General features: G+C 65.4%; 17 protein-coding genes. 12 read left to right on the top strand and 5 right to left on the bottom strand.

The features are described from left to right. The first annotated feature begins 92 nt into the window (after positions 1–92). The 9 genes from ACFZDJ_RS09735 (at position 93) to ACFZDJ_RS09695 (ending at position 11,124) form a co-directional block, all read left to right on the top strand. Positions 93–284 carry a hypothetical protein gene (locus tag ACFZDJ_RS09735; RefSeq protein WP_391057503.1) on the top strand — a complete coding sequence of 64 codons (192 nt, stop codon included), beginning with the start codon at positions 93–95 and terminating at the stop codon, positions 282–284. A gap of 26 nt (positions 285–310) precedes the next feature. Then, positions 311–1,792 (top strand): N-6 DNA methylase, encoded by a 1,482-nt coding sequence (locus ACFZDJ_RS09730; RefSeq protein ID WP_391057500.1) that lies wholly within the window; start codon positions 311–313, stop codon positions 1,790–1,792. Further along, positions 1,792–3,075 (top strand): hypothetical protein, encoded by a 1,284-nt coding sequence (locus ACFZDJ_RS09725; protein WP_391057498.1) that lies wholly within the window; start codon positions 1,792–1,794, stop codon positions 3,073–3,075. Before ACFZDJ_RS09730 ends, ACFZDJ_RS09725 begins: the two co-directional genes overlap by 1 nt. 53 nt (positions 3,076–3,128) lie before the next feature. Continuing rightward, positions 3,129–4,295 carry a pyridoxal phosphate-dependent aminotransferase gene (locus ACFZDJ_RS09720; RefSeq protein ID WP_391057495.1) on the top strand — a complete coding sequence of 389 codons (1,167 nt, stop codon included), beginning with the start codon at positions 3,129–3,131 and terminating at the stop codon, positions 4,293–4,295. A 166-nt stretch (positions 4,296–4,461) separates the two neighbouring features. After that, positions 4,462–6,909 (top strand): EcoAI/FtnUII family type I restriction enzme subunit R, encoded by a 2,448-nt coding sequence (gene hsdR / locus ACFZDJ_RS09715; RefSeq protein ID WP_391057492.1) that lies wholly within the window; start codon positions 4,462–4,464, stop codon positions 6,907–6,909. An 85-nt stretch (positions 6,910–6,994) separates the two neighbouring features. Continuing rightward, positions 6,995–7,594, top strand: a complete 600-nt coding sequence (locus ACFZDJ_RS09710) for a hypothetical protein (protein WP_391057489.1) — start codon at positions 6,995–6,997, stop codon at positions 7,592–7,594. Beyond that, a complete protein-coding gene (locus ACFZDJ_RS09705) occupies positions 7,591–8,487 on the top strand; it encodes a nucleotidyl transferase AbiEii/AbiGii toxin family protein (protein WP_391057486.1) in 897 nt (298 codons plus the stop codon). Before ACFZDJ_RS09710 ends, ACFZDJ_RS09705 begins: the two co-directional genes overlap by 4 nt. Position 8,488: 1 nt before the next feature. Next, entirely contained in the window at positions 8,489–9,985 is a 1,497-nt protein-coding gene (locus ACFZDJ_RS09700) for an N-6 DNA methylase (protein ID WP_391057483.1), read from the top strand. Further along, positions 9,982–11,124, top strand: a complete 1,143-nt coding sequence (locus ACFZDJ_RS09695) for a restriction endonuclease subunit S (RefSeq protein WP_391057481.1) — start codon at positions 9,982–9,984, stop codon at positions 11,122–11,124. Before ACFZDJ_RS09700 ends, ACFZDJ_RS09695 begins: the two co-directional genes overlap by 4 nt. A 16-nt stretch (positions 11,125–11,140) precedes the next feature. Here ACFZDJ_RS09695 and ACFZDJ_RS09690 read toward each other — a convergent pair whose 3' ends face one another. The 3 genes from ACFZDJ_RS09690 to ACFZDJ_RS09680 all read right to left on the bottom strand — a co-directional run bounded on the left by ACFZDJ_RS09690 (position 11,141) and on the right by ACFZDJ_RS09680 (position 15,353). Further along, positions 11,141–11,809 (bottom strand): DNA repair protein RadC, encoded by a 669-nt coding sequence (locus ACFZDJ_RS09690; RefSeq protein ID WP_391057478.1) that lies wholly within the window; start codon positions 11,807–11,809, stop codon positions 11,141–11,143. A 25-nt stretch (positions 11,810–11,834) separates the two neighbouring features. After that, entirely contained in the window at positions 11,835–13,505 is a 1,671-nt protein-coding gene (locus tag ACFZDJ_RS09685) for a DUF262 domain-containing protein (protein WP_391057475.1), read from the bottom strand. 534 nt (positions 13,506–14,039) lie between these two features. Further along, complete coding sequence (locus ACFZDJ_RS09680) at positions 14,040–15,353, bottom strand: hypothetical protein (protein ID WP_391057472.1); 1,314 nt, start codon at positions 15,351–15,353, stop codon at positions 14,040–14,042. A gap of 280 nt (positions 15,354–15,633) precedes the next feature. On the opposite strand from ACFZDJ_RS09680, the gene ACFZDJ_RS09675 reads away from it, so the two are divergent. The 3 genes from ACFZDJ_RS09675 to ACFZDJ_RS09665 all read left to right on the top strand — a co-directional run bounded on the left by ACFZDJ_RS09675 (position 15,634) and on the right by ACFZDJ_RS09665 (position 19,266). After that, positions 15,634–16,791 carry a hypothetical protein gene (locus ACFZDJ_RS09675; RefSeq protein ID WP_391057470.1) on the top strand — a complete coding sequence of 386 codons (1,158 nt, stop codon included), beginning with the start codon at positions 15,634–15,636 and terminating at the stop codon, positions 16,789–16,791. Between the two features lie 946 nt (positions 16,792–17,737). After that, positions 17,738–18,412, top strand: a complete 675-nt coding sequence (locus tag ACFZDJ_RS09670) for an HAD-IA family hydrolase (RefSeq protein ID WP_391057466.1) — start codon at positions 17,738–17,740, stop codon at positions 18,410–18,412. Continuing rightward, positions 18,409–19,266 (top strand): DUF1932 domain-containing protein, encoded by an 858-nt coding sequence (locus tag ACFZDJ_RS09665; RefSeq protein WP_391057465.1) that lies wholly within the window; start codon positions 18,409–18,411, stop codon positions 19,264–19,266. Before ACFZDJ_RS09670 ends, ACFZDJ_RS09665 begins: the two co-directional genes overlap by 4 nt. A 37-nt stretch (positions 19,267–19,303) precedes the next feature. Here ACFZDJ_RS09665 and ACFZDJ_RS09660 read toward each other — a convergent pair whose 3' ends face one another. Next, positions 19,304–19,864, bottom strand: a complete 561-nt coding sequence (locus ACFZDJ_RS09660; RefSeq protein WP_391057462.1) for a guanylate kinase — start codon at positions 19,862–19,864, stop codon at positions 19,304–19,306. After that, positions 19,861–20,901, bottom strand: coding sequence for an AAA family ATPase (locus ACFZDJ_RS09655; RefSeq protein WP_391057459.1), 1,041 nt, complete (start codon positions 20,899–20,901; stop codon positions 19,861–19,863). Before ACFZDJ_RS09655 ends, ACFZDJ_RS09660 begins: the two co-directional genes overlap by 4 nt. Positions 20,902–21,007 lie beyond the last annotated feature (106 nt).

The raw sequence follows: 21,007 nt of genomic DNA, 5'->3' as shown, positions 1-21,007 counted from the left end.
GGCCTACGTCTTCTACTGTCCTTCCTGAAGCCAGGGATCACTGGCTCACTCGTCCGCTGGGAGATCCCCCGACCTCAGGAAGGAACCACGTCGTGCAGCTGAGGCTGATGTACGTGATCATCGCGGTCCTCGCGGCGCTTGTCGCCGCTCTGGCAGGCAGCGTCTTGACCGTCGTCGAGGGAGGGCGTCCCACTGCGGCCTTCAAGACTGGAGCATTGACCTTCGCCGGCTCCCTGACGCTCCTCATCGTGGTCATGGGCGCCCTGGGTGTGGTGGGCTCGTGAGCGACATGAGTGTCCTTGGAGGACACGTGCAGGCCGAGAGTGCCTCCTCGCTCGACGAGGTGCTCGCGAAGGTCCGCCGACACCGCGTGCATCTCTCGCGGCTGATGAACGCTCACGACGCGACCCGCCTCGTCCTCGGGCTGCTTTACCTGAGCCGGAAGGCGCATGCCACTCCCGGCACCGGCGTACCGACATGGTCGTGGTTGCTGGGCCAGCCAGCAGGGCGCGATTCGAGAATCCGCGCTGCCGTGAGCGAGTGTCTGAGCCACTGGCTTCCCGTAGCCGACGAGCAGGACGCAGACGTGGGCACGGGGAGCCTGATGCCCGTTCCGCCCTCCGGTTCCGAAGGATCACTGCACGCTCTCATCCAGGCCATCGGCTCCACCCAGCGGGTCGGGCCCCTGCTCGACCAGTGCCTCCGTGACCTCTCGGCGGACCAGGCCCAAGCTGACGGCAGCCACTACTTCACGCCGGGAGACACGGCGCGTCTCATGGTCGGTGCGGCCGTCCCCCGCGACAGGCACAGAGTGCTGGACCCGGTCTGCGGTTCAGGGGGACTACTCGTCGAGAGTCACCGCTACGTGCGCGAACGCGTCGAGCTGGACCCGACCATGTCCTTGCAGGGGAAGGAACAACACGCCCACACCTCACAGGTGGCCCGGATGAACTTCGCAGTGCGGGGGATGACGGCCCACGTCTTCCCACCCGCAGACAGCCTTGCCGAGCCCGAACCCGAGCCGTACGACATCATCCTGGCCAACCTTCCCTTCAACCAGCGTGACTGGGCACCGGAGGACAAAGCGGAGCAGGGCGCCCGCCGGGCGGGTCCCCCGGTGCCTGTCGATCCCCGGTGGCCGGAGGAACCACCGTCCCGTGGGTCCGCCAACTCCGCGTGGATTCAGCACATCGCGCACGCGCTGGCTCCGGCCGGACGCGCCGTCTTCCTGATGGCCGACAGCGTGGCCAACGGCAGACAGCCCGTCATCCGAAGGCTCCGCGAACGCCTCCTGCGTGACGACCTTGTCGAGTGCGTGATCGCTCTGCCGCCTCGCGTATTTGGTCACTCCAAAGCCCCCGCCTGTCTGTGGGTGCTCAACAGGGACAAGAGCGCGCGCCCCGGCTGGGGTGTCCGGGACCGTCGCCAGCAGGTGCTGTTCGTCAACGCGCGGCGAGCCTTCGAACCGGTCCCGGATTCGAGAGCACGGAGGCTGGGCGACAAGAACACGGCATTGATCCTGGCCACCCTGGCGGCCTGGCGTGGCCTCTCCGAGAACGGTGCCACGGCAACGCCGTACAACGACGCAGCTGGCTGGTCCCGAAGCTGCTCCACCAAGGAGATCGCCGACCGCGAGTCCAGCCTGATGCCGACTTCGTACGCCATGGAGCCTCCCAGCCCCGAACGGGACACGCGAAGCCGGGTTGAGCAGCTCAAGCTCGAACTGGCCGATCAGTTCGACCAGATGCGCGACTTGGAACTCCGACTGCTGGACGTCTTGGAGGAGATCTGATGGAAGCCAATACCGACCAGGTCGCCTCGGGTAGAGCGGCTTGGCAGACGACCTCCATCAAAATCGAGCGGATCCGCAGGCGCATCTACACCACTTCCGGTTTCCTCGACGACGCGGCTGCCGATCAGGCTGCAGGAGTCGTCAGCTCGACGTTCGTCCAGGACGGCAGGATCCTCTCGCGCAGAGCCAACGAGTGTCGGCCGGGCGAATCACCGCCCAACCGGGCAACCCTCAGGGAGGGCGACCTGGCCGTCGTACTCGTCCGACGGGTGGGCGATTCCGCACTGGTCACCGCCGAGCACGCGGGATGTACAGCGACCAGGTCGATCGGCATCATCCGCGCTGAGCCGCACATAGTGCGGTGGCTGCGTATCTGGCTACAGACACCCACGGCGAAGGCCCGCATCGACGAGGACGTGACGGCGCATGTCGAGCCCACCATCAGCCTCGACACCCTCCACCGCATGCTGTTTCCGCTGCCTCCGCCAGACGTCATCAACGCATACCACCTGGCCTTCGGCCTCATCGAGGAGATGACCGCCCTCTACCAGGAGACCGCCCGCAAGGCGGTGGAACTGACCGACGCCCTCCATGACGACTGGGCGTCGACGATGCCGCCCTGGGAGACACGACCGCTTGCGAAGGTCGCCAAACCGAAGACGGGCAAAGGTTCCGAACGCTCGCTTCCCCCGTTGCCCACAGAACCCACCACCGATGTAACCGATGTAGTCGCCCCTAAAGATCTCTACGACCTCCCCGTGCCCCACGTCCAGAGGTTCCGTCTGAGCAGTACAGCGAACGACGGCGAGGCGCATCCGCCCGGCACCTTGATGCTGAGCACCCGTTCCGACGGCGCACACATCGCTGTGCCGAGCCGACGAGCAACCCCTCTCAGAGGCGTCGTGGCTGTACGACCTAATGAGGACGAAGACGGTTGGTGGCTGCTCCACGAACTCAGGAGTAGGAGCAGCGACATCACGCGACTGGCGCAAGGCCAGAACGGCCGGGAAATCTCCGCCGGCGCCCTCAAGCGCCTGGAGGTCACCTGGCCGGACCGGTTCACGCGCACCGACTTCCACGCGATGGCCGAGCCCCTGCACGCCGTAGCGCGACTCCTGCTCGCCAAGATCACGACGCTGCACACCCTGCGGGACGCACTCCTGCGAGACATCTCAGCGAAGGCTGGCGTCCTCCGAGAACCGACACCCGAGCCGGAAGAGCAGGGCGCTCCTGCTCCTCACCCCACCGCGGCCCCCTCACCACGGGGGTATGACCGGCAATGAGTCAGGATGGTCCCCGGAGAACCGACAAGCACCCGCGTGAGAACGGTGGAGACATGAACGCCAGGCCGCTGCTGAACCGAAGGCTAGACGGACTCGGGACGACGATCTTCGCGGAGATGTCGGCACTGGCGACCGCGACGGGCTCGATCAACCTGGGCCAGGGCTTCCCGGACACCGACGGGCCCGAGGAGATCCGGGAGGCCGCCGTCCGCGCCCTGCGGGAAGGGAAGGGCAACCAGTACCCGCCCGGCCCGGGCATTCCTGAACTGCGCGCCGCGATCTCCGCACACCAACAGCGCTTCTACAACGTCTCCTTCGACCCCGACACCGAGGTCCTGGTCACCGCCGGCGCGACCGAGGCCATCGCCGCCACCATGCTGGCGCTGCTGGAGCCGGACGACGAGGTCATCGCCTTCGAGCCCTTCTACGACTCCTACGCGGCCTGCATCGCGATGGCCGGCGCAAAGCGCGTACCTCTCACCCTGCGAGCTCCGTCCTTCCGCCCGGACCTCGACGAGTTGCGCGCCAAGGTCACCCCGCGGACCCGTCTGCTGCTCCTCAACACCCCGCACAACCCGACCGGGATGGTTCTCACCGCCGACGAACAGAGCGCCATCGCCGCACTCGCCATCGAGCACGACCTGCTGGTCGTCACCGACGAGGTGTACGAGCACCTGGTCTTTGAGGGCACCCACCGCCCCATCACGGCCCTGCCCGGCATGCGCGAGCGCACGGTCACCATCGGCTCGGCAGGCAAGACCTTCTCCTTCACCGGATGGAAGGTTGGCTGGGTCACGGCGAACGGCCCGCTCGTCTCCGCCGTCCGGACGGCAAAGCAGTACCTGACGTACGTCAGCGCGGGCCCGTTCCAGTACGCGATCGCCGAGGCGCTGCGCCTGCCGGAGTCGTACTTCGAGAGCTTCCGTGCCGACCTCCGCCGCAAGCGCGACCTGCTCGGCAACGGCCTGCGCGCGGCCGGGTTCGAGGTCTACCAGCCCCAGGGCACGTACTTCATCACCACCGACATCACTCCGTTCGGCGAGAAGGACGCCTATGCCTTCTGCCGCGCTCTCCCCGAACGCTGCGGCGTCGTCGCCATCCCCAATTCTGTCTTCTACGACGACCCCGACGCTGGCCGCAGCCAGGTGCGCTTCACGTTCTGCAAGAGGGACGACGTTCTCGACGAGGCTGCCAGTCGACTGCATCACTTGGCGTCCTGAACACGCCCCCTTTAGGCCGCGCCGCGCAGGGCGTGTTCTCCGGCCTGGGCGAGCCATCGGGGGCGGCACCGTCCGCTGCACGTCAGGGAGAGGCTGGATCTCGCCAACGGTGAGGACAGCCGCGATCAGCGGCACTACTCTCCGTGTGGTGACAGGTGCGCAGGGGATGACAGAAGACGAGACGTGCCGGGCATTGGTAATACCTGCCCTCGCGGATTCCGGGTGGACCAGTGATCAGATTCGCCCGCAGTTCCGCATTAACGACGGGCGGCTCACACCGACGCCGAAGCGGCACGTCTACGGCGACCCTCTGGTTGCCGACTATGTGCTGGAGTACGCGCCGGACGTCCCCATCGGGGTTGTCGAGGCCAAGCGCTACCGCGTCGATGCCAACGACGGTGTGGAGCAGGCTCGTCGGTACGCCGCGAAGCTCGGGCTGTCCTTCGCCTACGCCACCAACGGCAGGCAGATCGTGGAGATCGACTACAGCGGTGCTGCTCCCACAATCCGGGAGATTGACCATTTCCCCACGCCCGAGGAGCTGTGGAGCCGCTATCTGGCCGATCAGCAGGCGGACTCTAGCGTCGGGCGCGAACTCCTGGCCGCCCCCTACGATCACACGCTGCGAAATTCGGACAACACCGCCAAGCGGCCCCGCTACTACCAGCGCGTCGCGGTGGCCCGCACCCTCGCGGCCATCGCCGCAGGGCAGAAGCGGATCCTCCTCGTGCTGGCCACCGGTACGGGGAAGACCATGGTGGCCCTTCAGACGGTCGCCAAGCTCTACAGGTCCCAGTGGATCTCGGGCCGCAAGCCCAGGGTTCTGTACCTGTCGGACCGCTCGATGCTTGTCGACGACCCCAAGGACAAGTACTTCCTCCCCGTCTTCGGCCAGGACGACGTCCACAAGATCAGCGGCGAGCCCGTCCGGGGTCGGAAGATCTACTTCGCCCTCTACCAGGCGCTGGAGAAGGGCGATGAGGAAGAACTTTTCCGTCGCTACGAACCCGACTACTTCGACCTGATCATCGTGGACGAGTGCCATCGGGGCAGCGCCCGGGATAATTCGCAGTGGCGCCGTGTGCTGGAGCACTTCTCTCCTGCGACCCAGCTCGGGCTGACCGCCACCCCGATCAGCAAGAAGGAGGCCGACACCTTCGACTACTTCGGCGAGCCCGTCTACACCTACTCGCTGGCCGACGGCATCGAGGACGGCTTTCTGGCCCCGTACCGGGTGCGCCGGGTCCGACTCAACGTGGACATGGAGGGTTACCAGACGGAACCCGGGCAACGAGACAAGTACGGCAACGAGATCCCGGAGGGCGTCTACGGCCCGAAGGACTTCGAGCGGGTCATGGTGATCCTGGAGCGCACGGAGGCGGCGGCGCAGTACGTCATCGACTACCTGCGCTCCACCGCGGAGGACGGCAAGCACGGCAAGACCATCGTGTTCTGCGAGGACAATAACCACGCCGCACGCATGCGCACGGCCCTCTTCAACGCGGCCTCGGCGGAGGTGCAGGCGCACCACGACTATGTCGTGCGGATCACCGACGCCGACGGCCCCCATGGCCGGGCTCTACTGGATGACTTCCGCAAGGACGACTCCGACGAACCAGTGATCGCCGTGACGTCGAAGCTGCTCAACACCGGTATCGACCTGCCAGCCGTACGCAACATCGTCCTGTTTCGGCGCATCGGCTCCATGCCTGAGTTCAAGCAGACCATCGGTCGGGGCACCCGTCTGTGCCCGGAGATCGGCAAGGGGTCCTTCGACATCATCGACTTCGTCGAGGCCACCCGGCTCTTCAACGACCCTGGGTTCGACGGTCCTCCGCTCCGCGTCGTGCGCGATACGGCCGACGAGCAAGGGCATGTGGTCGGGAGCGCGCCGGAGACCCCCGAGGGCGATGAGATCGACCCGGAGAGCGTGGCCGAGCCCGAGGCCGCGTACGACCAGACGGACGGCGGCAGTTTCGACGAGCCCCGTGCCGTTGACAGGGTGGACGACCCCGAAGAGGTGGATCGCATCCGGTCCCGCGGCAGGCGTTACGTGGTCAACGGAGTACACGTCTACAAGTGGGGCGAGCGGCGGTACCAGCTCGACACGGACGGCCGGACGATGAGGCTGGTGACCATCCAGCAGTGGGTACACGACCGCGTACTCGAACTCGACCTCGCACCGGACAAGCTGCGCTCCCAGTGGGCCGTCGCCAAGAGCCGGCGCGAGCTCATGACCATTCTGCACACCGCCGACGTCGAGGCAGAGGAACTGCCTGCGGAGTTCGGCAGCCCGGATGTCGATCCGGTCGACCTGCTCCTCAACGTCGCCTGGGGGCTGCCGCTGGTCAGCCGGGAGGAACGGCTGTACCGGTTCCTGCACGAGCACCGGGACTTCCTGGAGTCCTTCCAGCCCCAAGCCCGACAGGTTCTGGAGGAGATGTTGCTGAAGTTCGCCGAGCACGGCTCGCCCCAGCTCAAGCCGGAAACCCTCGGGGTGCGCCCCTTCACGGAGATGGGTTCGGTGGTCGAGCTGACGAACCGCTTCGGCGGCGCTAAGCCTCTGCACGAGGCTATTGACGAGCTGAGCAAGCGACTACTGGAAGCTTCGTAAGTAAAATAAAACTTTAGTTTGATGTTGATGACACTCGCTAAACTAAAGGTGACTGTTAGGTATTTGCGACTGGTAGGCTGGAAAGGTGCTTAGGGACCGTACGGACACCAGGGCTGCCCTCTGGCGCATCGCCGGCGGGCAGCGCGGTTACTTCACAGCAGCTCAGGCACTGGAGGCTGGGTACACGTATCAAGCCCAGCGATATCACGCCCAGCGTGGCAACTGGACGGCCGTCGACCGTGGTATCTACCGCTTCCGCGAGTTCGACGTCCTGCCCGGCGGTGAGGACGACCATCTGGTCCGCTGGTCCTTGTGGAGCAAGGGGCGCGCGATCGTTTCCCACACCACCGCCCTGTCTGTCCACGACCTGGGGACCGCCAACCCCTCACAGATCCATCTCACAGTCCCTCCCGGCTTTCGGCAGAAAGACGATGCCGTGATCCTTCACCGGGCCGAACTCGCCCAGGACGAGATCGAGGAGCGTGACGGCTACCGCGTGACGACACCGGTACGGGCGATTATCGAGTGCGCGGCCGCGCAGGTGGACCAGGACGTAGTGGACTCTGCCGTCGCCGAGGCCCTGGAACGGGGGCTGACCGCCCGGCGACGCCTCCTGCACACGGCCCAGCGGCTGGGCGCGCGAGCGGAGCTCGGTATCGAGCGGGCGCTTCAGGAGACGCAGTGACCGATCGCTATCGTGACGCCACCGCGCTCCGGCGGGCCCTTGAGGTCCGACTCAAGCAACAGGCAGCCGATACGGGTACAGACATAGCTAGGCGGCGCCGTCTCGTCGTCTTCGACCGAGTCGCAGCCCGTCTCTCCGCTGATCCGGCAGTGGGCTGGGTCCTCAAGGGCGGGGCAGTGATGGAGTTCCGTCTGCGTGGCAGAGCGCGCACAACCAAGGACATGGACCTCGCTGCCCGCCCGGACAGCGAACCAGGACTTGACGGCCCAGCAGTGCGTGAACTCCTCATCGACGTACTCGCCGTGGACGAGGACAAGGATGGTTTCCTGTTCCAGGTGTCCCCTCCCATCGAGCTCAAGGCGGACACAGCAGGGCGGGGCGGCTGGCGTTTCTCCGTCGAGTCCCGACTAGCGGGCAGGACCTTCGCGACCGTACTCATCGATGTCGTCGCACGGGGAGAGGAGATCGCCCTGACCGAGAGGCTTCCGCTCCCCAACACCCTGGGCTTCGCCGGAACTCCGCCCCGGGACATCGAGGCTGTGGATCGCCGCCAGCACTTTGCCGAGAAGCTACACGCCTTCACCCGCGACTACGGCGACCGACCCAACACCAGAGTCAAGGACCTGGTGGACCTGGTACTACTCATCGAGAGCGGCGTGGTCCCGGACACATCCGTAGTCGATGCCGTACGGCATGTATTCGCCGTACGGGCGACACATGAGGTGCCGGCGGTGCTCCCGGAACCACCGCCGAGCTGGGCCCAGATCTACCCCGAACTGGCCGAGGGCCTCACCGATACTCCCCCTCGACTCGACGCCGCGCTCGACCTGGTGCGCGGATTCTGGTGCGAGGCATCTGACAACGGCGAAGCCGAACCGAAGCAGAAAGACTGAGATGGCGTCCACCAAGAAGAAGGCGGCTGCGGCCACCACGTCAAGGGCGCGACTCGCGTCCGTCATCAAGTCGGCACGCGACACCATGCGCAAGGACGCCGGTCTTAATGGTGACCTCGACCGCCTCCCCCAGCTCTCCTGGCTGCTGTTCCTCAAGGCGTTCGACCAGCGTGTCGAGCAGGTAGGGCCGCTGCTTGACCCCGACTACCGTCCGGCGATTGAGAAGCCGTACCGATGGGAGGACTGGGCGACGAAGCCGGACTTCAGTGGCAACGAACTGAAGACCTTCGTCAACGACGAACTCATCCCGCATCTTGCCGGACTGAAGGGCGCCGACGGCGACGCCGAGGACCCGCGGAACGTTCTGTCGACCATCTTCAAGGACGTCAACAACCGCATGCAGTCCGGGACCCTTCTACGGGACCTGGTGAATCTGGTGGACGAGATCCACTTCGACTCATCGGACGACATCCACACGATGGCGTTCCTATACGAGTCGATCCTCAAGGAGATGCGAGACGCAGCTGGCGACTCCGGCGAGTTCTACACCCCTCGCCCCGTCAACCGCTTCATGGTGCAGCAGTCCTTCCTCGAACTCGGGGAGTCGATCCTCGACCCTGCCTGCGGTACCGGTGGCTTCCTTGTCCAGGCATACGAGGACCTGGTGCAGCGGGTGGAGACCGACACCCAGCGCAGGCAGTTGCACGACGACATCCGCGGCATCGAGAAGAAGTCTCTCCCGTACCTCCTGGCCAGCATGAACCTGCTGCTGCACGGTATCGGCGCGCCGCGGTTGGTCCGGGAGAACGCCTTGCTGCAGATGCGGGACGCTACAGCCGCGGACCGGGTGGACGTGGTGTTGACGAATCCGCCGTTCGGCGCTGAGGAAGAGCGGTCGGTGGTCGAGAAGTTCCCGAAGGGCTACCAGACCCAGGAGACGTCCTGGCTCTTCCTGCACGCCATTCTTGACCAGCTGAAGAAGGGTGGGCGCTGCGCGATCGTCCTGCCAAACCCAAGCCTCTCCGATGGTGGTGTCGGTGCACGTATCAAGCAGAAGCTGATGAAGGAGTGCGACCTGCACACCATCGTCCGCCTGCCTCAGGGGGTCTTCGCGCCGTACACCCTGATCCCGTCAAACCTGCTGTTCTTTGAGAAGGGCAAGCCGACTGAGGAAGTCTGGTTCTACGAGGTCTCGCTGCCGGAAGGACGCCGCGGCTATACCAAGACGAAGCCGATGCGGGTCGAGGAATTCGAGCCGTGCGTGGAGTGGTGGGGCGGCGAGAAACGGGTGGGCCGCGAAGAGGGCAGTAATGCGTGGAAGGTTTCGGCTACCGCAATCGAGGACGCGGGATTCGACCTGGACATCCCGAACCCCCATGTTAGCGAGGACTTGGCGCACCGCTCGCCGGAGGAACTTGTAGACGAACTCCTCAAGGCGGAGCGCGAGGTTCTGGGGCTACTGGAGGAGCTTTGCCAAGAGCTTAGGGGGCAGGCGTGACTAATTACCCTGAACGCCCTCTGTCCTATGTCCTGATCCCGACCAGTAATACCGTGAAGGTTTTTGAGGGCGAGCAGTACGATACCGCAGGTATCTACAGCTATGCTCGGGGTCTTTTCCGTAAGCCCGCGATCGACGGAACCGAAACGAAGTACAGGCAGTTCAACACGCTTCGGCAAGGTCAGATCGTTTACAGTAAACTCTTCGGATGGGAGGGGGCAATCGCCTATGTCACGTCCGAGTTCGATGGGCTTCATGTCTCTCACGAATTCCCAACCTATGAAATTGACGAAGATCGCGCTGACCCTCGCTACATGAGGCATGTCATTGCTTGGCCAACCTTCCATGCATCGCTGAACAAAGAGGCTTCAGGGATGGGGTCGCGGCGACAACGAGTGAACCCCGAAAGGTTCCTCGGCTCTAAAATTCCACTGCCCAGCTTGGGGGAGCAGCGCCGCGTCGCCAAAAAACTCGACGCCATCATGTCTCTAATCACGCAGGTCGCTACCTTGCGAGATAATTCTAGTCGGCTCGCCCATCAGTACATGAATTCGCTGCTTCGGCCCATCGAAGACCAGGAGCCGCTTTCCGTAGCACTGCACCCAAGTAGTGACTTCGTGGACGTAGAACCCGACGAAAATTATCGGACTGCGGGTATTCTCAACCGTGGACGCGGCCTCTTCCATCGTCCAGTAATCTCAGGAAGCGACACCAAGTACGCTCGGTACAACAGGCTACGCACCGGTCAGTTCGTTTACAGCAAACTCTTTGGCTGGGAGGGCTCGCTTGCCGTCGTTCCGACGGAGTTCGAAGGTGTCCACGTCTCGCACGAGTTCCCTACGTTCGACATCGACACGTCCGTCGCCGACATCGAGTACATGACTCACCTTGCTCGGTGGTCTGGGCTGCATGACGCCCTCAAGGGCAAGGGAACAGGTATGGGGTCCAGGCGGCAACGTGTGAATGTCGACCGACTTCTTGCTACCACGGTCCCGCTTCCCGGCCTCCCCGAGCAACGGCGTATCGCACGGCAGCTAACCGTGGTTCGGCGGACAACTGAAGCCGGAGCAGAACAGACTGCACAAGTGGCTGCTCTCCGCCCCGCCCTCCTCAATGCTGCGTTCTCCGGTCAGCTGTAGCCGGCCTCGGAGACTCTCAGCCGGAGGTCGTCTCCACCCGCCGCCACTCCTGGTCCGTGACAACCACATGGTCCAGGAACCGGAGCCCGACCGCTTCCGCTCCCGCCACCAGGCGGGCTGTGGCGCGGCGGTCGGGCTCGCTGGGCTCCACGCGGCCGGTCGGGTGGTTGTGGGCCACGCCGAAGGCCGTGCCGCCCGTGGCCAGGACTAGGGCCAGCACATCGCGGACAGGAAGAATAGAGCGGTCAACCGCGCCCTCGGTCAGCGTTGCCTTCCGCAGTACAGCGCCAGCCGCATCGCACACAACGACCACGACCCGCTCATGCCTCAGGCCCGTCAGTAGCGGTGCCGCGGTCCTGGCCAGGTCGACGGATCCGCGGACGTATTGTCGACTCTCGATCTCGGCCGGTGCTGCCCGGCGCCCCAGCTGAAACGCGGCCGCGATGCGCGCCGCCTTTGCTGGCCCCATCCCCCGTAGCCCCGCCATCAGCTCATGTGCCGGTGTCCGGGAGAGTTCGTAGAGCCCGCCGTGCCGGGCGATGAGCTGCCCCGCCAGCTCCACCGCATCGCAACCGCCCGTGCCCGAGCTGATCAGCAGGGCGAGGAGTTCGCGGTCGGAGAGCGCTTCCGCTCCTCGGTCCAGCAGCCGCTCCCGGGGCCGATCAGTAACCGGTACATCCGCCATCCGCATTCCGGCCCCACCTCACCCATCAGTCCGCAGAATCGCGGTCGATCGGTTCGTCCAGGAGGGAGTCGGAGTCCGCTTCCTCCTCCAGCCCCTCGTCATCGGGCAACGACTGCGCCTCACCCCTCGCGGCAGGACTCACCGGTCCCGCCGCTCCACCGATCAACTGCATCAACCGCCGGTGCAACGTCTCCGACCTAACACGCAGAAATGTGTCGTAGTCGTCCCGCAGCGCCGCCTGGTAGGCGTCTTCCTCTACCAGGCAGGTGCTCAACCGCTCACGTAGCGGTCCCTCGCCCTCGATATCGGCCAGGTCCCGCAGATACTGCGAGGGGGGCCGGTCGGTCACCCAGATGTTGCTGTGGGAGGTCAGCATGACCAGATTGCCGCAGACATTCGCCCCGGCGCTGCTCACCCCGCGCGATCGCAGAAACGCCTTGGGAAAGAAGTGATGGAACTCCTTGTCGTTCTGCCACGACAAGGCCCTGCCAACATCGATCCGTTGCCCGGTGAGCAGGTCCAGCGGGTCCTCGTACGCAAGGAGGAGAGCGAGGAGCTTGCTCGGTGCGTTCCGTTTGGAGAAAGCACTCCGCCGCCACAAGGCGCTCCGCGGGAGTGCCGCTCCCGTCTCGACCTCTTGGGCCTCACCCTTGGCGAAGGCAGTGATCGCCTGCAGGTCGGGACCCATCTGGGCCTCGCTCCAGCCCTTGAAGTACTCACCGCTCGCGGTCAGCCAGAACCAGCGGCGCAACACGTCGTACTGCACGGACGAAGGCTTCGGCAGCTGCCGGAACACTTCGACGAGCACCGCGAACTGGTTGTAATAGGGAAGAGCGTCGGCCTTCGGCGTGCGAATCTGGGTGCTGAGGAAGTCCACTGCCCGCTCGGCCGCCTTCGCCGCCTCGACGACGGCCTCGCGCAACCGCTCCTTGTCGAGTTCTCTCAGACGGTTGATGTCCTTGGTGGAGAACCCGAATCCGGCGGCGACCGCGATCGTGCGGAGCATGGTCTTGGTGTCGACCCGGCCGTAGCGCTTTGCGTCGAGGACCTGGAGCAGAGATTCGATCTCCTCCTTGAGGTCGAAGTCGGGACTCCAGGTGCCGGCCCGCGCTACGTCGACGATGTTCATCGTCGTGCCCGTGCTGTTGATCCGTACGAAGACCTCCGCCGACTCCTCCGCCGACATGTGGTCCAAGGTCACCACTGGCACCAGGTAATTGGCGAACTGCTCGTACAACTCGGTCGCGCGCTCGCGCAACTCGGGGGACAACTCGGCTACCTGCCCGAAGAGGGATCCTGCCGAGCTCACCTTCCTCATGGGGATGATGTGCGGTCCGGTCGCGCTCTCCGGGGTGCGCTGGAAGAAGCGCTCCTCTTCCAGGTCGTAGGCGATGTCCCAGGAGCCGGTGCCGCCGTGCAGTGCGCCGATGATACTGGCGAGCCTCTGCTGGCCGTCGAGGATGTACTTGACCGGGCGGCCGGGACGCGGCGGATCCACCTCCAAGCCAGCGACGGTCTCCTCGCTGGCGAGTTGCTCCGTGGTGTCCCACAGCAGCAGGCTGCCGATGGGGTAGTTGCGCAGCACCGAATCCAGGAGGTGGAGGATCTGGTGGGGCCCCCACACGAACGCCCGCTGGTACTTCGGCAGCACGATCTCACCGGTCAGCACACGGTCGGCGAGCCGGGAGACCGGCACGATCGTCGGTTCCGGGCTAGCGGACTGGCGCCTGCGGCCTGTTGCGCTCACTGAGCATGCCCCCAATAGGCCGTGATCTTTGGAAGATTGTTCGCTGGGGATTCTACGGAGCAGCACTGACAGACAGACGTGCTCGAGACCGGATCGACACGGATGCTTCGGCACTGTCGTGCCCAGCCAGAGCTCACTCTCGCGGCGGCCGGACGCTGGCGGCCTTCAGGAGGGCGGGAGACCGTTACGCACGGTGTTGCGGGGGTGAGATCCCCCGAGCCACCCGACAGGGGCTGCCCCCAACACGCTTTCCAAATGTTCGTCTGGGGGTTCGGGGCGGGACGGGGGCGTCCTGACCTGCGGTGGAGCAGGTGATTGTAGGAGGTTCGGACGGCTCCGGACGGGAGTGAATGAGACCGACAACCAAAACTGAGGCCAGAGACAGCCTGGTTGATCCTGTTCTCAACGCCCCCGGGCTTAGCCCTGAGCCGTGTGGCTGGCTCAGCGACGCCGCCTCCGGACCGGCAACACCCCTGCTGAGATTTACAGCGATGCTTCCTGGTCAGTTGGTTCGGCGTTCTCGGGTCGGTCCCATTTCTCCCATGCAGCCAGCGCCCGTTCCCCTTGAGGTCCGCGCCACCTCATCTGTTCGATCTGCTTGTGTCCCAGGAACGATCCGGAGATCTGATTGTTGCCCGTGCACGCATCGAGGAGGTGTTCCAGCTGCTCGTCGGTGATCGAGTGGGCAAGGCCGTTGAGGACGTTGAGTACCGCTGCCCCACTTTCGTAGGAGCCAGCCTTCGAAGCTAGCTTGATCAACGCGGGAACCAGTCGTGGATCAGGGTGTTCTCCGAAGTAGCGGGGCAACGCCCCCGTCATGCCGGCCAGCGCGCCGGGTGTGGTGATGTCCGGAAGCCTATTGAGTAGCATGTCATCGATGGGGGCAGGAGGGAGCGGACCGAGGAAGAGCAGGTGAGTCTGCACCAGATCCAAGGGCTTGGCCACGTGCAGCAGTTCCTCCACTCGACCCCTTGTCCCGGAATGCAACGCGTCCCACGTGCCCGGTACGGAGCACAGGCCAGCGACCAGGGCCATGAGTCCGTCATCGTCGAGAAGGTTCTGAGCAGGGTCCAGTACGACGCGGAGCTGTTCTTCGAACAGGGCTGGGGTGATCTTCTGCAGTTCCCGCGCTGCGCGGGTGCTGCGTCGGCGCTTCTCCAGCGGATTTTCCGGCTTGAGGGTGTTCTTGCAGACGACTTTGATCAGATTCTCCTTCAACGCCTTCGTCCCGTGGTCCATGTAGCTGTGGCGGAGGTGGGCATTGAGACGCTGGTCGTCATTGGGAAACGAATCCGAGTTGATTTCCCTGCCGAACCGCTCGATCGCCTTGCGACCTGTTACCGCCGGATGTGACAGCAGTGCGTCTACCGCTGACGTCAGGTGTGCACGCACGAGTTCGGGTGATGGAGAGAACAGTTCCTCGTTGTCCGAGACGTAAGCCGGGTGGGCGCACAGGTGCCGGTCGTTGTAGAGGCGCGTCAGCTCCTCTGCCTCCCTGGCCCCGATCAGCTCCAGATCCTGGTGAGCCCGGGTAACGAGGTTGCGTTCGAACGTCTGGAGCGCGCCGACGTTGTTCCCCTTGATGGCGCGGTCCAGTTCATCCCGGAGCTGAGCTGCCCTACCGTCTTCGTCGGCGAGGAGCCGGATTTTGTCGATAACGTCCGCCGCTACAGCGATCCAGATTGAGATCAGCGCGGCACGGTAAGCACTGGCGCCGTATGCGGCCACCGCCTCCTCTACGTAGCGACGCGAGGTCAGTGACCTTACCTGGTTCTTGATGTCCTCCAACGCGCGCATGCCCACCCCTTCGTGAAGACCAACAGCCAAGCAGGGTAGACAAATGTCTCGGGGAGCGTGCGGCCAATGCCCGAGGATCGGCACCCGTGCCGTGCGAGCCCAGATGGCCTGCTGGCGGGTAGTGAACCCCTTGCGGTACCAGTGGAAGAGGATGTGCCGGGCACGATGCTGCGTGTTCCGAGGCCGGCGGAAGAAGCCCCATGGCCGCCCCGCAGCGGTATCAATAGACGGGCAAACGATCGCTGACCACGGTCTCAGGATCACAGGGGTGGGGTAGCAAGTGACTGATCAGTCGGTATTCGTCCTCGGTAGCGCTCTGCAGACGCTGGAGCCAGCCGCATTCGCGACCGAGGCGGAGTTCCAGGAGCTCCTCGCGCGCCACCCGCGGGTGCTGGATTTCGGCTCGCTGGCCGATGGCCAACCGTTGCGGCTGGTGCTGGTGGCGCGGGAGATGCGTGTTCCGACAAGTGCGGAGAGCGCGTCGGCGTACTGGCTGGACCACCTCTTCGTCGACGCAGACGGGGTGCCGACTCTGGTGGAGGTCAAGCGGGCGAGCGACACCCGGATCCGGCGCGAGGTCGTGGGTCAGATGCTGGACTACGCGGCGAACGGGGCACGTTACTGGCCCGGAGCGCTGCTTCAGCGCTCCTTCGAGGAGACCTGCGTCGCGGACGGCCGACCGCTGGAAGAGGCGTACGGCGAACTGCTCGGCGACCGCTCTCCGGAAGAGTTCTGGGCAACGGTCGAGGAACGGCTGGCCGCCGGGCAGATGCGGCTGCTGTTCGTCGCGGACCGGATCCCACTGGAGCTGAGGGCGATCGTGGAGTTCCTGAACCGGCAGATGCGGCAGACCGACGTGTACGCGGTCGAGCTGACCCAGTACCGAGGCGACGGAGACCTCCGCGTCCTGGTCCCACGCATCCACGGGGAGGTCGCCACGGCAGCGAAGTCCCCGTCCGGCCGCCGCACCACACAGCGAACCACACGGGACGACATGGACTCGGAGATCCGGGCTCGGCTCGCCCCGGAGCCGAGGCGGATCGCGACCGCTCTACTCGATCACGCGGCAGCCAGGGGACGGTTGGAGGGCGGTACGGCCACCTACCCGAGCATGTCCGTCCACTATCCCGTCGCCGGCCGCCACGTGCCGCTGTGGACGCTGTCCCTGTACGACCACCCCTCCAAGGAAGAACTCGCCTTCAGCTTCGGATCGATCACTCACCACCTCGGCCGCGACCGCGCGGCGGCGTTCGCGGAGTCCCTGCCGTCCGTTCCGGAACTGCAGAAGAAGCTGGAGGTGCAGCGGGAAAAGGGATACAAGGGCTGGCCGTCGGTCCGTCTCACCGCGCTGGCAGCCGAACCCGGTGCTGTGGAAGCGATCCTCGCTGCGATCCAGGAGCTCATGGACGGCCGGGAATCGTCCGACAACGTCGGTTGAGCGGGGAGTCGGCGGCAGGCGAGGTCCACGCTGATGACGGGGGCCGTACGCGAGCACCGTGCCGACCGAAGGGGTCTCGCCCGGCTATTCGTCCGTCCGCGCGGTCGACCTCCACGGTGCCGGAACCCGGGTGCCACACCGGTGCCGGCGCGGTGGACCAGTCCGGCGCCTCAGGCCGTAGGGCCTGGATGGCCTCCATCCCCATCCCGTGGTTCATCCCGCCGCATATGCAGTCGCATGCCGTATCCGGTGAGGCGAGGGCGCAGCTCGGCGAGCCGCAAGCGGATGTCTCACCGTCGCCTGGGTGCTGCTGGCACAGGGCGGACCAGCACGGGGTCCGCAGGTACCAGTCGAGGCATCCGACCGCGCCGGTCAGCTCGCGGTCGAGGACTGCCAGCATGACCGGAACGACGTCTTCCAGCATGGTGACGGTGCTCCAGTAGGACACGGGCGGTGCGCTACCGATGATTGTGTCTCGGTAGCCCGAGGCAAAAGTACGGGTCATGGCGTGGTCGCTGACGGCGCAGAGATCGGTACTCAGACCGAGGGGACGGAAGTCACCAATCGCCCATGAGTCGTCGGAGAGGTGAGCCCACCGACTGCCGGTGGGGTAGCACTCGAAACTGCCGCCGCGGATCTCCTCCCACTCGCGGATCATGCCAATCAGGACGGTCCCAGTCTCACGGCCGTCCGCGAGTCGTCTCTGCTCAGGGGGCGTCTTGGCCAGAGTGCGGCTGATCGCGTCTTCGGCTTGCCGGGTGTTCTGCGAGCTGGAGACTGCCTTTCGGCGCGACGAAACCAAACAGCACCTCTCACGACGGGTACACGATGGGGGCGATAGAGGCCATCGTTTCCCGGCCTGCTGTTGGGAAACCAGGAGCCGGTCAGAAGACTCGGACGGTACCCAGCAGTGTCTCGGAGAGGTACGGGCAATTAGGGTGCGGGTGTGCAGCGCCTCCTGGTTCTCTTCGATCTCGACAACACACTTGTGGACCGACGGGGCACGCTGGCCGACTGGGCCGCTGAGTTCGCCGCCCAGCATCACCTGGAGGACGAGGATCAGGCGGATGTCCTAAACATGGTGGCCGAGCGAGCCTATCCGTCCACCTTTGAGACGATTCGCACTCGATACCGGCTGCCTGCGTCGGCCGACGAGATGTGGCGCGCGTACTGCGCCGACATGGCGGCCTTGGTGTCGTGCCCGGCTGAGACCCTCGACGGTCTGGATGAACTACGTTCGGCCGGCTGGCGGGTCGGGGTGGCGACCAACGGCGCGTCGGACATCCAGCGTGCCAAGCTGCGTGCAACCGGTATCTCGGAGCGCGTGGACGGTGTCTTCGTCTCCGAGGACGCCGACGCACGCAAACCGCAAGTCCGACACTTTGCTCTAGCCGCGGCCCGCTGCGGTGGTGTGCTGCACGACGGCGGTTGGATGGTCGGAGACAACCCGGTCAACGACATCGCTGGCGGGCACTCCGCGGGTCTGCGCACCATCTGGATCGGCCATGGTCGATCCTGGCCGGCGGGCGCCTCTGGGCCCGACCACACGGTGCCGCATGTACGCGCAGCCATCGATCTGCTGCTTCTGCACACCGCCGATCCTGCGAGGACCGCGGCATGACGTACACAGTCGGGCTGCTGCACCCCGGCAGCATGGGCTCCGCCTTCGGCGCCCAGCTGCGCGGTCGTGGTCACACCGTGCTGTGGTGCCCCGACGGACGCAGCGACGCTACCCGCCGCCGGGCCAAGCAGGCGGGTCTCGAAGCCGAGGCGCTGACTGGGCTCGTCTGCCGCTCCGACCTGCTGCTCTCCCTGTGCCCGCCAGCTGCTGCGGAGGAGGTCGCTGCCCAGGTGGCAGAACTCAGCACGGTCGGCGCGGGCACGATCTATGTCGAAGCGAACGCCGTCGCGCCGCTGCGCGTGCAGCGGATCGCCGATTGTCTGGCCCCGATGCCGGTCGTCGACGCCTCGGTCGTTGGATCGCCTCCGGTGGGCGGCAAGACACCGACACTTTATCTGTCTGGCGTGGGTAAGCAGGCCGACAGGATCGCCGAGCTGTTCGCGGGAACCGATGTGCGGACCCACTTCCTGGGCGGCAGCATCGGCCAAGCCTCCGCCCTTAAGCTCGCGTACTCCAGCTACCAGAAGGTCTCCCGCGTCCTCGCCGCTGTGGCGTACGGAGCGGCCGAATCGTACGGAGTCGCGGATGAGCTGCTGGAGATCGCGGCTAATCGTGCTCGCAGCTATCTCGTGGAGACCGATTACATCCCCAAAACGGCTGCTCGCGCTTGGCGTTGGGGCCCGGAGCTTGAGGACGCGGCGGCTCTACTGGCCGATGTCGGACTGCCTGACTCCCTGATGCGCGCAGCCGCCGCGACACTCGCACGATGGGACGCCAACAGAGACGAGCGGCTGGATATCGCCGAGGCATTGGAAGCCCTGCGCGGTGAGCGAGACCAGGATGATCCGCGTTGAGCAGATCGCATGTGCCTGGTCATCGGCGCCCTGGCTGTCAGGCGTGAGGTGACGTTGCGCGGACGGTAGCATCGATCCGCTTCGCCGCTTCAGCAGCCGTCGCCGTATCCGTGTCCACGCTCAGTTCCCACTGAGCGTACGGATGATCCGCGAGATCGGCCTGGGTGGCGTCCCACGCGGTCAGCCGAGCCGCCGTGTCCGTGTCGCCCCGCTGCGGCGAGCGTAGTGCGACGGTCTCCTTGGAGCACCAGAGCAGGACGCGCACCCAGTGCGCCGGGAAGAGGGCGGTTACCTGGGCCATCCCGATCATCTGACCGAGGTGGACCACGGGGATCCGTCCGCCCTCCATAGCTTGTTCGAGGCCAGGCCGGTCGATGACGTAGATGTTGCCGTATCGCTCGTTGCGATAGATGACGTCGCCATGGGCGTCCAACTCGGCCAGTTGCTCCGGTGTGCCCATCCGGTAGCCCTGGGTCTTCCCTGCCCCGACCTTCAAGCGGGTGAACGCCACGTACTGCGGACTAAGTTCGGCGAGTGCCGCCGTGACCGTGTCCTTGCCGACCGCCGGCGGCCCGTACAGCAGGATGCCCTGCCTCACTGGAACACCGTCCCGAAGACCTGGCGCACCTGATCCGTCAGCGAGATCGCGGCGCCGAGTCGGTTGTCGACAACCAAGTGCGGAACAACGGGACGTAGTTCGAGGTCGAGGCCGGCGGCGTACGCGTCCCAGTTCTGGAGTTTCCAGCTGTCCCGGGCTGCAGACCGGAAGCTGATGTACTCGTGCATCGTGTCGAGGTCGCACTTGATCCAGACGACCGCCACGGTGACGCCGCGCGCTTCGCAGCGGTTGATCAGCCGCCGCATCCAACGAGGATCGGTGGCCTCGCTGATGAAGGGCGCGCTGAGAACGGTGCTGATCGCGCAGTCGATGTTCGCGTACGCGGTTTCCAGGAGGCACTGGTACTCCAGCGGGCGGACCTTCTCCCGGTAGAGATCGGTGTGCCGGTCGTTGGGCTCGCTGCCTATCTCTACGAGGAGGCGCTCGACGAGGGGGCGTGTGATCGGGTCCTTGTCGAGGACAGGCCATCCGGTGAGCTGGGATATGAAGCGGGCGAACTCCGATTTCCCGCTGCCCGCGTAGCCACCGACCATCAGCAGGGTCGGTTTGTTCGGGTCACCGCCTGTGTGACGGCGCTTCCAGGCGTCGAGGATGCGCTGCTGCATGCCCTGCCCATCAGAGTCCTCCGTGCCGGGCGCGAGTTGGAGCAACGCGCGCTCCACGGCGAGGATATGGGCTCCGTTGTGGGGTTCGCTCGACGCGGTGAACTTGAGCTTCCTGGCTTCGTCGGGCAGAGCGTTGCGGAAGCCGAGCTCGGGCTCGGTCGCGCGGTACAGCAGGCAGTACGCGCGGCGGTAATGCGGCCCGGGATAGATCTCGCCCTGCTCGTGTTGCCACAGCGTCTGGAAGTTGGCGGCCGGCACCGCGAGCCCCGCAGCCCCGGCGACTTCCCGCAGTTGCTCGCCCGCGCCTTCGAGGGTCAGGCCGTGGGCTTCGCGTTGCTGCCTCAGTTTTTCCGGGCGCCAACCCGGGCGACTCTTCCCCACTGCGCCTACCGCCTGCCCATTCCTGGTCATGATCCGGAGCCTAGGTCAGCCTCTCATGAGCGCGTGTGTAAGCGGATGTTGAAAAGTCAGACCTACCCGCCATGAACCGCTGATGAGCAGGTCCGGCAGCAGCTCG

It is taken from the genome of Streptomyces sp. NPDC007896, from assembly GCF_042959425.1.
Lineage (GTDB): Bacteria > Actinomycetota > Actinomycetes > Streptomycetales > Streptomycetaceae > Streptomyces.
Note: the sequence above shows the minus strand (reverse complement) of the source record. Positions and strands in the feature narration are given on the sequence as shown.